Source organism: Pseudomaricurvus hydrocarbonicus (genome assembly GCF_011602365.1).
Taxonomy (GTDB): Bacteria; Pseudomonadota; Gammaproteobacteria; order Pseudomonadales; family Cellvibrionaceae; genus Pseudomaricurvus; species Pseudomaricurvus hydrocarbonicus.
In genome coordinates this window covers 31350-45486 of the sequence record NZ_JAAONZ010000001.1, presented here as the reverse complement: position 1 = coordinate 45486, position 14137 = coordinate 31350, and the positions used below count along the sequence as shown (strand labels likewise).

At 52.9% G+C, this 14137-nt stretch carries 10 protein-coding genes and 1 pseudogene; 10 read left to right on the top strand and 1 reads right to left on the bottom strand.

The features are described 5' to 3' along the window. Positions 1 to 99 precede the first annotated feature (99 nt). Positions 100 to 1488: a Na+/H+ antiporter NhaA gene (gene nhaA / locus G8770_RS00170; RefSeq protein ID WP_341771037.1), complete on the top strand. Its 1389-nt coding sequence runs from the start codon at positions 100 to 102 to the stop codon at positions 1486 to 1488. Positions 1489 to 1803: 315 nt separating this feature from the next. Further along, positions 1804 to 2667 (top strand): transglutaminase family protein, encoded by an 864-nt coding sequence (locus G8770_RS00165; RefSeq protein ID WP_167180505.1) that lies wholly within the window; start codon positions 1804 to 1806, stop codon positions 2665 to 2667. Between the two features lie 575 nt (positions 2668 to 3242). On the opposite strand, the pseudogene G8770_RS00160 reads toward G8770_RS00165, so the two are convergent. Then, a pseudogene (locus G8770_RS00160) lies at positions 3243 to 3362 on the bottom strand (transposase); the annotation flags it as partial. Positions 3363 to 3628: 266 nt separating this feature from the next. Between G8770_RS00160 and G8770_RS00155 the strand changes: the two are divergent. The 8 genes from G8770_RS00155 to G8770_RS00120 all read left to right on the top strand — a co-directional run bounded on the left by G8770_RS00155 (position 3629) and on the right by G8770_RS00120 (position 14137). Further along, a complete protein-coding gene (locus tag G8770_RS00155) occupies positions 3629 to 3895 on the top strand; it encodes a hypothetical protein (protein ID WP_167180503.1) in 267 nt (88 codons plus the stop codon). Between the two features lie 133 nt (positions 3896 to 4028). Further along, positions 4029 to 4538: a DUF411 domain-containing protein gene (locus G8770_RS00150; protein WP_243760205.1), complete on the top strand. Its 510-nt coding sequence runs from the start codon at positions 4029 to 4031 to the stop codon at positions 4536 to 4538. Continuing rightward, the gene (locus G8770_RS00145) at positions 4535 to 5914 is read left to right on the top strand and encodes a TolC family protein (protein WP_208021954.1); all 1380 of its coding nucleotides are present in this window, start codon (positions 4535 to 4537) and stop codon (positions 5912 to 5914) included. Before G8770_RS00150 ends, G8770_RS00145 begins: the two co-directional genes overlap by 4 nt. After that, positions 5911 to 7512: an efflux RND transporter periplasmic adaptor subunit gene (locus tag G8770_RS00140; protein WP_167180501.1), complete on the top strand. Its 1602-nt coding sequence runs from the start codon at positions 5911 to 5913 to the stop codon at positions 7510 to 7512. Before G8770_RS00145 ends, G8770_RS00140 begins: the two co-directional genes overlap by 4 nt. Beyond that, positions 7509 to 10646, top strand: coding sequence for an efflux RND transporter permease subunit (locus tag G8770_RS00135; RefSeq protein ID WP_167180499.1), 3138 nt, complete (start codon positions 7509 to 7511; stop codon positions 10644 to 10646). Before G8770_RS00140 ends, G8770_RS00135 begins: the two co-directional genes overlap by 4 nt. Positions 10647 to 11042: 396 nt before the next feature. Next, positions 11043 to 11453 carry a MerR family transcriptional regulator gene (locus tag G8770_RS00130; protein ID WP_167180497.1) on the top strand — a complete coding sequence of 137 codons (411 nt, stop codon included), beginning with the start codon at positions 11043 to 11045 and terminating at the stop codon, positions 11451 to 11453. A 163-nt stretch (positions 11454 to 11616) separates the two neighbouring features. Beyond that, positions 11617 to 11775 (top strand): cation transporter, encoded by a 159-nt coding sequence (locus tag G8770_RS23800; protein ID WP_208021953.1) that lies wholly within the window; start codon positions 11617 to 11619, stop codon positions 11773 to 11775. A 28-nt stretch (positions 11776 to 11803) separates the two neighbouring features. Continuing rightward, positions 11804 to 14137: a heavy metal translocating P-type ATPase gene (locus G8770_RS00120; protein WP_208021952.1), complete on the top strand. Its 2334-nt coding sequence runs from the start codon at positions 11804 to 11806 to the stop codon at positions 14135 to 14137.

The following is a 14137-nucleotide window of genomic DNA, read 5'->3' as shown; positions in this document are numbered from 1 at the left end:
AGGGTGCAGTGACGTATGCCAGGCTTGATTTGGATGAGAGGCCTCTAGGTCATTTATGATAAGCTGAAAAGAGATCGTCAAATAAGTGTGTTGGAGAGAGTGAGTAATAAATTGACTACTTTTAATCAAGATCATGCCACACACCTGCCCAAGGAATATATTGACAGGTTAACTCAGCCGCTCGCACGTTTTTTTCAAGTTGAAGCCGCTGCTGGCATTGTCTTGTTATTTTTTACAATGCTGGCGTTGTATCTAGCCAATTCACCATTAAGCGAATCATTCGTTCACTTTTGGGATATCTCTGTGGGTGTCAACATTGGCACCTTTGAGTTTGAGCGTACTTTGCATCACTGGATTAACGACGCTGTGATGACGATGTTTTTCTTCCTGATTGCGCTGGAACTTAAACGCGAGTTGGTGTTGGGAGAGTTGAACGATTTGAAAGTGGCGATGTTATCGATTTCCGCCGCTATAGGCGGTATGTTAGTTCCCGCACTGGTTTATCTTTTTTTTCAGTGGGGACAGCCAGGTCAGCACGGCTGGGGAACAGTGATGGCCACAGATACGGCGTTTGTGATCGGTTGCCTGGCCTTGCTGGGAACTCGCATACCCAAAAGTTTGCGGGTCTTTATGTTGTCGCTGGCCATCGTGGACGATTTGGGCGCCATTGTTGTGGTGACACTGGGTTATGGCAATCAAATTGATTGGCTCGCTATTGCGCTCGCGGTCGTGGGTTTCTCGGCCGTTAAAGCGATGGCACTGCTCGGAGTTCGCAGCATTACCCTGTTTTTTATGATCGGTGGAGGGATTTGGTTGGCCGTCGACGCATCGGGTATTCACCCTACAGTTACCGGGGTCATTTTGGGCTTGATGACCCCCACGACTAAGTGGATCAGCGATGATCGCTTGCATACCATTATGGACTGTGTGGTGGCATATCCCCGAGGGGATCATGAGAGTGGTAATAAGCTTGATCGAAAAGCACTGCGAACGGCCGAAGCCGCCGCACGTGAAGCACTTTCCCCTGTAGAACGCCTAGAGATATTGCTTCACCCCTGGGTGGGTTTTTTGGTCATGCCGTTGTTTGCTTTTGCCAATGCTGGGATTCCGATTACAGTCACAGATTTCACAACCCCGCTCACTATCGCTGTCTTCCTTGGGTTTGTTTTGGGGAAGCCGGTTGGTGTGCTGTTATTCAGTTGGCTGGCGGTTCAGCTGCACATGGCAATCCTACCCAAAGACTTAACTTGGCGCATAATTCTTGGTGGCGGATTGCTGGCAGGCATAGGATTCACCATGGCTATGTTTATAGCAAACCTGGCTTTTGGTGAGGAGCAAATTAATACTGCGAAATTGGGTATATTGTCTGCTTCGCTAATTTCTGCAGTGGCCGGATGGACGCTGTTAAGGGTATTTTCCGGGGCCGACACCCCACTCGAGAATACCGTTGACCATGACTTTATACAGAACACGGTTACGAAAAAGTAATTCTTTGTCTGGCCTCATAGATGAGGTTTCAAGGCTCAGTAGTTGAGCGGTAGACTGTAAAAGCACTGTAAGGTGAGGGCGCGGATTATGCCCCACGCGGTGGCCACCCGGGACGACCTGCCAGCGTCCGAGCAGCCCCTTCCTTGACTGGCGCTGTATCAGAGGGTGTGAAAAAATCCGGGACCTGCTCACTCATTAATATCCCGGCGAATGCACACCTCGATTCGATGGGGGGATGGCTGGAACTGTAACAAACCTTATCGTGAAAACCAGAAAGCATGTAAAGCTGTTGGAAGCTGAGTTGGCGAAGATTATATGAAACGTTACAAGATTGTGCACAGCACCCAGTACAACTTTTCGGGACGGGTTCAGTTACAACCACACACCTTGCGGTTGCGGCCAAGGGAAGGGCACGAGTTGCGTATAGAGAGTTCGACGCTTGATATTTATCCACCTGCTAGACTGCGCTGGCATCGTGATGTGGAAGGAAATTCAGTTGCCACAGTAACATTCGAAGGCAGCACACAAAGCTTGAGGATACAAAGCGAAGTCACTATTCAGCAATATGACCAGACTCCCCACGACTTTCTTGTTGCCGATTATGCGGTCCACTATCCCTTCCACTATAGCGATGAAGACAAAGTGCTGTTATCGCCTTATATGTGCTCATCAGCTACACCAGAAAGCAACGTGCTAAAAAGTTGGATTGATGATATTTGGCAGGGAGAGGAGAAAATTCAAATATTCGCCTTATTGCTTCGCCTAAACCAACGCATCTATCAAACCTTAACCTATCAAAGTCGCGATGAAGAAGGTGTACAAAGCCCTGAGCAAACCCTGTCCTTGTGCTCAGGTTCCTGTCGCGATTCAGCCAGCCTTTTTATGGCCGCTGCAAGACAATTGGGTTTTGCCGCTCGGTTTGTCAGTGGCTACATCTATTCTCATACCACCACTAATTCATTAGGTCAATCAGGGTCCACTCACGCATGGGCGGAGGTGTTTATTCCTGGTGCCGGATGGAAGGGCTTTGACCCAACCATTGGCAACATTGTTGGGGCTGAACATATTACTGTCGCGGTGGCGAGATTACCGGAATCCGTGCCGCCCATAGCAGGGTCTTTTCATGGGCCATCTGGCGCAAATATGGTGGTGAATGTATGGGTCACAGCATTAGACTAAATCTCAAAAGATATTTCGATGTGGTTACAGACACGCTGAGAATTAAAATTTGCCATCGATTTTTCTACGCCATTGGTTTTCATGCTTCTGCCATGGAGCGGCGCACAACAATGGATTGCCAGTGAGATATACCGCCTTTACCCCAGTGTGCCCGCTTTTGAATTTAATGATGACTATGGTTTCCTCTACCAGCAATTGATTGCTCCACCAGGCGATTTCACGATTTATACATCTGCTCGAATTATGACTACCGACTGTGTGGATCAAGCGGCTGGTAGACTCTATGCTGATATTCAAAACCTACCAGGCAGGTGCTGAAATATTTGCTATCCAGCCGCTATTGCGAGTCTGGCCGTTTGGGCAATATGGTGTCTGATGTAACGGCTAATCCACAACCTCGATACGATCAGGGAAAAGCAGCCGATTACTGGCTTAATGTAACAATAGACTTCCAACCCGCGAGTAGCTTTTCGTTGTTATCAGCGCCTGTGAGAGGTACTCTGCCCATAGTACCCCGGAAGCTCTTTAAGCCACTTCATAAGTGATGCGTCCATGGCGCCAAACTTGGCTCGCTACTGGTAGATCAGCGCAGTGCTGACGTTGTGTTCGCGGGAAAGCTCGGCGACCGGCACCCCGGCCTCGTGCTGCTTGATAATCGCCAGGATCTGGCTGTCAGAAAGTCGAGACATCATCATTCGCTCCTTGTGCGAGTATTGTCAAAGTCTCTATTCAAAACTTCGATTATTTTTCGGGGAAATTACAGTTTGAACTTTTAACAAAATCAGGTATCTTCTCAATCCTTGATATCACTATTTTTCAGATTATGCGGCTCAGTCGGTTAAAATTTTACATGGCAATTTTCGCATTACTGGCCTTTACCAGCCAGTCGTTTGCTGTTGTGAAATTGCCCTGCGAACAGATGGTGCATACATCCACTGCTCCTGTAATGGCTGGAACAATAATGGCAGGAACAATGGACATGGATCATATGGGCCACACCAAGTTCAATAAAGCCGATAAAGCCGATAAAGCCGATAAAGCCGATGCTGGCGGCTGTTGCAGTCAGGAGCACTGCTCTCAGATGGATTGCGTCTCTGCGAGCGTTGCGGCAGTGAGCACCCAGTCGCCTTTTTCCGTTCAGTTTTCCCAGTTGCTCATCACAGAGTATTTGGCTTCCTTCATCAACCCGCAAGCCTCCTCACTGTTTCGTCCCCCCATTTCCCGCTGACGTAGGGTTGGTATGCCTGAAATTCAGGCGTCTGGCCAACCATTAAGCGGGAGTGTAACGCTCCCATACCCTTTGTTTAAAACGCGTGATCGCTGCTGAGCGCGGTTACTGCAGATTTTGGTTGGGAGTCACCATGCAACCGTCACCTGGTTATCCGCGCTATCTGGCGCTGATTGTTTTTCCGTTATTGCTCGCCGCCTGTTCAGGCGGTGAAGATTACCCAGCTAAAACTGCGTCTATTGCCACGCTGGATGTGTACCAAAGTCGCACCTGTGATAGCTGCCAGCAATGGCTTCGCGATATGGCAGACGACGGCTATGGCCACCAACCTTACCCCTCAGCGGATTTGAATCGAGTAAAAAACGACTATGGCATTGCATCCGGTTATCAATCCTGCCACACGGCGGTGACGAGTGAAGGCTGTGTATTTGAAGGTCATATCCCAGCACGCGTTGTTCAGCCGTTGCTGGAAAACCCACCAGAGGCTGCCATCGGCCTGAGCGTGCCAGGCATGCCGGCGGGCAGTCCTGGTATGGCGATGGGGGACAGGTTTATGCCTAACCAGGTGTGGCTGCTTAAACAGGACAGTTTGGCAGAAGTGTTTGCTTCTGTGATCAGTCGCGATCAGCAACAGGGCATATGACGATGAATATACGATGGATACCTTTGATGCTCGTGCTGGTGGGGATTCCAGTGTTTGCTGAGGGGCAGTTTGCTCAAAGCCAGCCCAATACCTTGACCCTGGATGGGGCGATTGCCCAGGCGATTGCCTCCGACCCCTGGCTGAGCGGCAGCCGCTACCGTGAAGAGGCACTGACCAGCGAATCAATTTCCGCTGCCACCCTGCCTGACCCCAAGGTCAGCCTGATGGCGGCCAACTTCCCGACCGACAGCTTCGATATCAACCAGGAAGCCATGACGCAGCTGACTGTGGGTGTTAGCCAGATGTTTCCGCGCGGCGACAGTCTGGAATTGACCAGACGCCAGAAACAGGAGTTGGCGGCCCAGGAGCCCTTGCTCAGACAGGACCGCCAGGAAAAGGTGACAGCGACGGTAACTCAGTTATGGCTGGATGCCTACCGGGCGCAGGAAAGTATCCGTCTGATTGAACAGGATCGCTCGTTATTTGAACACCTGGTGGATGCAACCAAGGCCAGATATTCCTCCGCGCTGGGGCGCGCCCGCCAGCAGGATATTATCCGGGCACAGCTGGAACTCACACAGCTGGAAGATCGCCTGACCGTGTTGCGACAACAGCTGGAATCGGCCCGTAAACGGCTGTCCGAGTGGATTGGTGGTCAAGCCAGTCTACCGTTGGCGCGGTCCTTATCCAGTAATTTGGAGGATGAGCCAAGCCTGGCCACGAGTCAGATGAATAATGATCGCTGGCTCTTTGAGCAGATCAATCGGCATCCCCTGTTATTGGCCTTTGACCAGCGTATCGAGGCGATGCAGACCGGAGTTGAGTTGGTACAGCAAAAGTACAAGCCCGAGTGGGGACTCACCGCGCAGTATGGCTATCGGGACGATGACCCCATGGGCCGGGACCGCGCCGATTTGTTCTCGGTCGGCGTCACGTTTGATCTGCCGCTTTTCACGGGCAATCGACAGGATAAGGACGTCAATGCCGCTACCTCCAGAGCCGAGGCTCTGAGAACAGACCGGTTACTACTGGCGCGAAAACTGATGGCGGAATTGAACACGACTATCGTGCGTATCCAGCGCCTGAATCAGCGCCGTGGACTCTATGACCGGCAACTACTGCCGCAAATGGCGGAGCAGGCTGAAGCGAGCCTGACTGCCTATAACAACGACCATGGTGACTTTGCCGAAGCCGTGCGCGCCCGCATCGCCGAGCTAAACGCCAAGATCGATTTCTTAACCATCAAGATTGACCGGCTAAAGATGGTTGCCGAGCTGAACTATCTCTTGCCTCAAAGCCGCTCAGGGCTGCCTAAAGACAACTTAACGATGTCCCCTGCCACCAACGGCAACCGCGCGGAAGGAATGACCCGATGAAGATTCAATTGAATAAATCGTTTTTTATGACGATTGCCTTGTTAATTGCGACCGCAGCCCTTGCCTATTATTCGGCCTTGTGGCGTATGAAAGACGCTGCAGACGGCGGAGATTCGACAGCCAAAAAGGCACCGCTCTACTGGGTTGCGCCGATGGATCCCAATTACCAACGCGACAAACCGGGTAAATCCCCCATGGGGATGGATCTGATACCGGTGTACGAAGAAGCCGGTGGCGATCAGGAGATTGGCACCGTCACCATTTCACCGGATGTGGTTAATAACCTTGGCGTCCGCACGGCACCAGTGACCCGGGGCCCGATGAATGTCTCCGTCAATACCGTGGGTTATGTGCAATACGACGAAGATCATTTGATACACATTCACCCGCGGGTGGAGGGTTGGATTGAAAAGCTCTACATCAAAGCCGCCGGCGATCCGGTGGAACAAGGAGCGCCGCTCTATGCACTCTATTCCCCGACCCTGGTCAATGCCCAGGAAGAGTTGTTGCTGGCGCTAAAGCGCAATAACGTCGCGCTGATTGATGCCGCGATGGAGCGCCTGGCATCCCTGCAGGTACCAGAATCAGAGATCAAGCGGCTGAAAAAATCTGGCAAGGTGAGCCAGACCATAACGATTTCAGCCCCGCAATCCGGCGTGTTGGAGAACCTCATGGTGCGCGAAGGTATGTTTGTAAAACCAGGAATGGAAATCATGGCCATCGGGCAGCTGGAGCATATCTGGGTGATTGGTGAGATATTTGAGCGGCAGGCTTCCCTGGTGCAGGTCGGTGATCGAGTACACATGCAGCTGGATTATTTACCGCGGCGCGAGTGGCAGGGCAAGGTGGATTATGTCTACCCGAGCCTTAACGCCACCACCCGTACCGCGCAGGTAAGAGTGCACTTCAACAACCCCGATGGATATCTGAAACCGGGCATGTTTGCGCAGATGCGGATTGAAACGGCACCTATGCACAACATCGTGTTGATCCCCCGTGAGGCCTTGATTCGCACCGGCAGTCAAGCCCGTGTCGTGCTGGCCAAGGGCGCAGGCCGTTTCAAATCGGTGACTGTGCAGGTGGGGCATATCACCGATGATCAGGCGGAAATCACCTCTGGGCTCGATGAGGGCGACCGTATCGTGACGTCAGCGCAATTCCTGATTGATTCAGAGTCCAGCAAGACCTCGGACTTTCGGCGTATGAGCCATGGTTCGGACGATAAGGCGGAGACTGTGGCGCCCACGTCGGTCTGGGTTGGCGCACAGATTAAAAGCCTGATGGCCGAGCACCGGATGTTGACGCTGGCGCATGAGGCCATCGATGACTGGCAATGGCCGGCCATGACCATGGATTTCATCGCTCAAAAAAACGTAGACCTTGAAGGCCTGAATCCCGGCATGACACTGCATGTGGAGATTACAAAAGAGGGCGACGACCACTATGTGATCAGCCAAATTCATCGGCCCGAGGCCGTTACTGACGACATGCCGACGACCGACAGTGATCCGTCTATGGATCACAGCCAGCATCAATCCATGAATCACGACGGCATGGAGATGGATCACAGCCAGCACAACGGGGTGGAGAAACCATGATCGAAGGCATTATCCGCTGGTCCGTCCAAAACCGGATCTTTGTGCTGTTGGCTACGCTGATCCTGGTGGGTGCCGGCGGCTGGTCACTGAAAAATACGCCGGTGGACGCGATTCCCGATCTCTCGGACGTGCAGGTGGTTATTAAAACCAGCTACCCCGGACAGGCACCCCAGGTGGTGGAGGACCAGGTCACCTATCCGCTGACCACGGCCATGCTCTCGGTACCGGGTGCAGTCACCGTGCGCGGTTATTCCTTCTTCGGTGACTCCTATGTTTACGTCATTTTTGACGAGGGCACCGACGCCTATTGGGCCCGCTCGCGGGTGTTGGAATATTTGTCGCAAGTCGCCCCGACCTTGCCCGCCAATGCCCGGCCGCAACTGGGTCCGGACGCCACCGGCGTGGGCTGGGTCTATCTCTACGCGCTGGTGGATCGCACGGGCCAACACGATATCAGTCAGCTTCGCAGCCTGCAGGACTGGTTCCTGAAATACGAACTGCAAACCGTTCCGGGAGTGTCAGAGGTTGCCGTCCTGGGCGGCATGGTGAAGCAATATCAGGTCAAAGTGCATCCAGATAAACTGCGCGCCTTTAACATCCCGCTGTCCCATATCCAGAGGGCTATCCAGCGGGGTAATCAGGAGGTGGGCGCATCGGTGGTGGAAATGGCCGAAGCGGAATATATGGTGCGTGCCACCGGTTATATCCAGGGGCGCGAGGATTTAGCCAATATCCCCTTGGGGCTTGATGTAAAGGGTACGCCACTGCTGTTGAAAGATGTGGCTGATATTGATGTGGGGCCACAGATGCGCCGGGGCATTGCCGAGCTTAATGGCGAAGGCGAAGTCGTGGGTGGCATTGTGGTGATGCGTTTTGGCGAAAACGCCCAAAAAACCATTAACGGAGTCAAGGCCAAGCTGGAGACCCTCAAGGCCGGGCTTCCCGATGGAGTTGAGGTTGTGACGGTGTATGATCGGTCCGGCCTGATTGAGCGGGCCATTGAGAACCTGTGGCATAAGTTGCTGGAGGAGTTCATCGTTGTGGCTTTGGTGTGTGTGGTCTTCCTGTTCCATATCCGCTCCAGCCTGGTGGCCATAATCAGTCTGCCCGTCGGTATTCTCACCGCTTTTATCGTTATGCATTTGCAAGGGTTGAACGCCAATATCATGTCCCTCGGCGGTATTGCCATCGCTATCGGTGCCATGATCGATGGTGCGATTGTGATGATTGAGAACATGCATAAGCACATGGAGCGTACGCCGCTGACAAAGGAAAACCGCTGGCAGGTGGTCGCAGATTCTGCTGCCGAAGTGGGGCCGGCGCTGTTTTTCAGCCTGCTGATCATTACTGTGAGTTTTGTGCCGGTGTTTACCCTGGAGGCGCAAGAGGGGCGGATGTTTTCACCGCTGGCGTTCACTAAAACCTATGCCATGGCGGCCAGTGCTGCATTAGCTGTGACCCTGGTGCCGGTGCTGATGGGCTACTTTATTCGTGGCAAGGTTTTGCCTGAGCACAAAAATCCTCTGAATCGGGCATTGATCGCCGTCTATATGCCTGCGCTGAAAACGGCGCTCCATTACCCCAAATCCACACTGGTATTGGCCCTGGTAGTGACGATCATTGGCTTCTGGCCAGCGAGCAAAATTGGCAGCGAATTCATCCCTCCGCTCAATGAGGGCGATATCATGTACATGCCCACCACCTATCCCGGGCTGTCCATCGGTAAAGCCAGAGAGATCCTGCAGCAGACCGACAAGCTGATTGCCACGGTGCCGGAGGTAAAAAGCGTGTTCGGCAAAATCGGCCGGGCAGAAACCGCCACCGACCCGGCACCGCTGACCATGATCGAGACCTTTATCCAACTCAAGCCGAGAGATGAATGGCGCGATGGAATGACCCCCGATACGCTCAAAAAAGAGCTGGATGCGCTGGTGAAATTTCCGGGCCTCACCAACGCGTGGGTCATGCCGATCAAAACCCGCATTGATATGCTGGCCACTGGCATTAAAACTCCGGTGGGCATAAAAGTAGCCGGACCCGATCTCAAGGAGATCGAAAAAATCGGCCGGCGCCTGGAGCAGGTCTTAAAAGATGTGCCAGGAACGGCATCGGTTTATTCAGAGCGTGTGGCCGGTGGGCGCTATATCAAGGTGGATATCCAGCGGGAAAAAGCCGCTCGCTACGGGCTCAATATTGCGGATGTGCAGCAGGTAGTGGCCACCGCCATCGGTGGTATGAACGTCACCCAGACCATTGAAGGCCTGGAGCGCTACCCGGTGAATTTGCGTTATCCGCAAGATTTTCGCAATTCACCGGAGCAACTGGCACTGCTGCCGATTGTGACCACCAGTGGCCAGCGCATTGCCTTGGCCGATGTGGCGAACGTTTATGTGGAAGATGGCCCGCCTGCGATTAAAAGTGAAAACGCCCGCCTTAACGGTTGGACCTTTGTCGATATCGACGGGGTGGATATTGGCAGTTACGTCAAAGCGGCCATGGCCGTGGTAGACCGTCAGGTGGTGTTGCCGGCGGGTTATTCTCTGAACTGGTCGGGGCAGTACGAATACATGTTGCGCGCTAAAGAGAAGCTCACCTATGTGGTCCCGTTGACACTGGCCATCATTATCGTATTGCTCTATTTCAACTTCCGCAACTTTGTTGAGGTCGCGATCATCATGGGAACGTTACCATTGGCGATGGTGGGTTCAATCTGGCTGATGTACCTGCTTGGCTACAACTTCTCCGTGGCCGTGGGCGTGGGCTTTATCGCTCTCGCCGGTGTCGCCGTGGAAATTGGTGTGATCATGCTGGTGTACCTCAACCAGGCCTATTGTCATCTGCTGGAAGAGTGCGAGCAGACGGGGGTAGAGCCTCGTTTGGATACACTACGCCATGCCGTACTGCATGGCGCTGGACTGCGGGTGCGTCCGGTGATGATGACCGCAGCAGCCATTATCGTGGGGTTATTACCCATCATGTACGGCACCGGTACCGGTTCGGAAGTCATGAGCCGGATTGCGGCACCTATGGTCGGCGGAATGCTGAGTGCGGTCATTCTGACCTTGTTCGTGTTGCCGGCCGTTTACCTGTTGTGGAAACAGGCAACCTTGAGCGGTAAAAATCCAATGAAGTAAGAAAACTGCTGCTGGGCTGTTTTGACAGAGGTTTTCATTCTTTCCCGAAAGATGACCTAAGGATGGCTGAGATGTAATCCTCAGCTCATCCGGGAGTGAGGATCATCACCTTACTATGACTAAAGGGGCAGGCTTGGTCGAAATTACCAGTAAAAATGCGTTGTCGACATAAGCGCATAATTGCCTGCTCCGTGTAGAAATAAGGTGGTGAGCCAGAGAAATTTTGCTTGACCTGTGTCATGGACACAGGTGTATAACCCCCCTCATATAGACTGTTACAGAGCTAGGTCTATCACTCAGGTTTATAACCGGTGACTGACACAGATCAAGGTCCTAAACCCAAGTAGTGTTTAGGGTGATGTCTAACTGCTGAGACTGGAGTAAGAGGAGGGCTGTATGAAGGTAATTGAGGTCGCCAGGTTATTGGGGATTACGGCTGACACGGTTCGGTTTTATACCCGGATCAAGATTCTGAATCCCACCAAAAACAGGGCCAACGGTTATCGGGAATACAGCGACAAAGAGGTAAATCGTCTGCGGTTTGTACTGAGTGCCCGACAGTTGGGGTTTTCGGTAGAGGATATTCAGGAAATTCTCGATCATGCGGACAAGAAAAAAACACCTTGTCCGACAGTGCGCCGCCTGATCGATCAGCGCTTGCATGAAACCGAAGAGAGGCTCACCGAGACCTTGAGACTGAAGGATCGGATGCAACGGGCCGTGTTGGAGTGGAATCAGAAACCTGACAAGGCACCGACGGGTCATATGCTTTGCCATTTAATTGAAGAATTCACGTTGGAGGAATGAGTATGAAGACGCAGCAAACGTCGAACGCGAGTCAGCAGCAAGGTGGTTGTTGCTGCGCGAGTAAGTCATCCATTACCTATACTAGCTCTGATGCCAACAAGGTTAGTGAATCATCGCAACCCCTCCACCGGTTACAGGTTCAGGGGCTACCTGTGGTGGCTGCGTGAAAAGTATCGAGCACACGTTGAAGTCCGTTGCTGGGGTTGGTGAGGCATCCATGGATCTGGCAACGGGTATCGCGTCAGTCGTTGGCGTGGTTGAGGCAGATCATCTGGTTGAAGCGTTGCAACGCGCGGGCTTTCCCGCGGCCGTCATCGGTTAACTGATATTGACCAAACCGGGAGAAGAGTATGAGTTCAACCAATACGGAATCTGGTAGCGACTCTTGCCATGACGGTGGGACAACAAATCATCATGCACATGAGGCGCCCCATCACGGTCAAGCTGACAATGCTGGACTGCAGGAACTCATCATTGAGGGTGCGGGGTGTGCCAGTTGTGTGGGGAAAATTGAATCTGCCTTAAAGGCAGTGCCGGGTGTTGAAAGTGCAGAGATGAATTTCGCCCAGCGCACGGTCAGCGTTACAGGGAATGCGCAAGCTGATTCATTAGTGAGTGCAGTGGAGAAAGCGGGCTATAACGCCAAGCTCGCTGCTGCTGAGAGCGAAGATGATGCGCTGGCAGAAAAAGAACAAGCAGATTGGGCTTACTACAAACGGTTAATGCGTGAGATGACCATCGCATTATCACTGGGCGTGCCCTTGATGATCTACAGCGTTGTCGGCGGCGAGATGACCGTAAGCACGACCGGTGAACGTCTTGCGTGGCTGGTCGTTGGACTTCTGACCCTTGGCGTTATGGTGATTTCTGGCAAACACTTTTTTGTGGGGGCCTGGCAGTCCTTTAAAAATCATTCGGCGAATATGGATACCCTGATTGCCTTGGGTACAGGGACAGCATGGGTTTACTCCATGGTTGTGGTGTTTGTGCCTCATGTTGTTCCGGAAATGGCACGCCATGTCTATTTCGAAGCCAGCGCCATGATTATTGGTTTGATCGACCTGGGACTGGCTCTCGAACTGAAAGCCCGTGGACGGACATCGGAAGCAATTAAGCGGCTTATCGGCCTGCAGGCCAAGACCGCACGGGTGATTCGCGATGATAAGGAATTGGATATCGCCATCGAACAGGTGCTGATGGACGACGTGGTGCGTGTGCGTCCCGGTGAAAAAATTCCTGTCGATGGTGAGGTAGTCGAAGGCCATAGTGCCATTGACGAGTCGATGTTAACGGGTGAGCCCATGCCCGTGGAAAAAGCCATTGGCGATACGGTCGCGGCTGGCACCATCAATAAAAGCGGCTCCATTCTGTTTAAGGCCACCCGCGTGGGTAAGGACACCGCCCTGGCGCAGATTATCAATATGGTCAAACGCGCGCAGAATTCCAAACCGCCTATCGGTCGTCTGGCGGATGTGATTTCCGCCTACTTTGTGCCTGTGGTGATGATTATCGCTGTCACCAGTGCGCTGGCTTGGCTTAATTTTGGGCCGGACCCCGCCGTGGCATTCGCGATGGTATCGGCGACCACCGTTTTGATTATTGCCTGTCCCTGTGCCCTGGGCCTGGCGACGCCCATGTCGGTGATGGTGGGGGTGGGCAAAGCTGCCGAAGCCGGTGTGCTGATCCGCAATGGCGAAGCCTTGCAAACCGCATCGAAAATATCGGCCATGATTCTGGATAAAACCGGCACCATCACGCTGGGTGCGCCGAAGGTCACCGATATTTTGGTCGCAGGCGAGCAGGATGAAGACGCCATCCTAAAACTGGCGGCAACGCTCGAATCCGGCTCTGAACATCCGCTGGCGCTGGCGATTGTGGAGTCTGCTCAGGAGAAAGGTATTGAAACAGGAAAGGTGTCCAATTTTAACGCCATCGCCGGCCACGGCGTACAGGCGGAAGTGGATGGAAAAACGTTGCTGTTCGGCAATGAAAAACTGATGAGTGAGCGCAATATCGAACTCGGCGATTTTGTCGAAAAGGCGCAAGTCTTGGCCGCTGAAGCAAAAACGCCAATGTATTTCGCCGTGGATAATCTGCTTTCCGCGATCATCGCCGTGGCCGACCCCATCAAGGAAGACTCTATTGTCGCCATTAAACGGTTACAACACAACGGCATTCGCGTCGTCATGCTGACCGGCGATAACCGAGCTACTGCAAAAGCCGTCGCCGAAAAAGCGGGCATTAAAGAGTTCTTCGCCGAGGTGTTACCCGAAGATAAATCCAAAAAAGTTCAAGAGCTGCAGATGGAAGGCGAAGTGGTAGGCATGACAGGAGATGGTATCAACGATGCGCCGGCCCTGGCGATTGCCAATGTGGGTTTCGCCATCGGTACGGGTACCGACGTTGCCATTGAGAGCGCCGATATCACCTTGATGCGCGGATCATTGCACGGGCTTGCCGATGCCATTGCGGTCAGCAAGGCCACACTCCACAACATCAAACAAAATCTGTTCGGTGCGTTTATTTACAACGTGGCGGGTGTTCCTTTTGCGGCGGGTGTGCTGTATCCCTTTTTCGGTTTGCTACTAAGCCCTGTGATAGCCGGCGCTGCAATGGCGTTTTCATCATTGACCGTTGTGACGAATGCTAATCGGCTGCGCTTGTTCAAAGCACAGGAACACTAA

Coding starts and splice junctions, on each gene's coding strand:
- G8770_RS00165 (WP_167180505.1), top strand. CDS start 1,804: ATGAAACGTTACAAGATTGTGCACAGCACCCAGTACAACTTTTCGGGA.
- G8770_RS00155 (WP_167180503.1), top strand. CDS start 3,629: ATGGCAGGAACAATGGACATGGATCATATGGGCCACACCAAGTTCAAT.
- G8770_RS00150 (WP_243760205.1), top strand. CDS start 4,029: ATGCAACCGTCACCTGGTTATCCGCGCTATCTGGCGCTGATTGTTTTT.
- G8770_RS00145 (WP_208021954.1), top strand. CDS start 4,535: ATGACGATGAATATACGATGGATACCTTTGATGCTCGTGCTGGTGGGG.
- G8770_RS00140 (WP_167180501.1), top strand. CDS start 5,911: ATGAAGATTCAATTGAATAAATCGTTTTTTATGACGATTGCCTTGTTA.
- G8770_RS00135 (WP_167180499.1), top strand. CDS start 7,509: ATGATCGAAGGCATTATCCGCTGGTCCGTCCAAAACCGGATCTTTGTG.
- G8770_RS00130 (WP_167180497.1), top strand. CDS start 11,043: ATGAAGGTAATTGAGGTCGCCAGGTTATTGGGGATTACGGCTGACACG.
- G8770_RS00120 (WP_208021952.1), top strand. CDS start 11,804: ATGAGTTCAACCAATACGGAATCTGGTAGCGACTCTTGCCATGACGGT.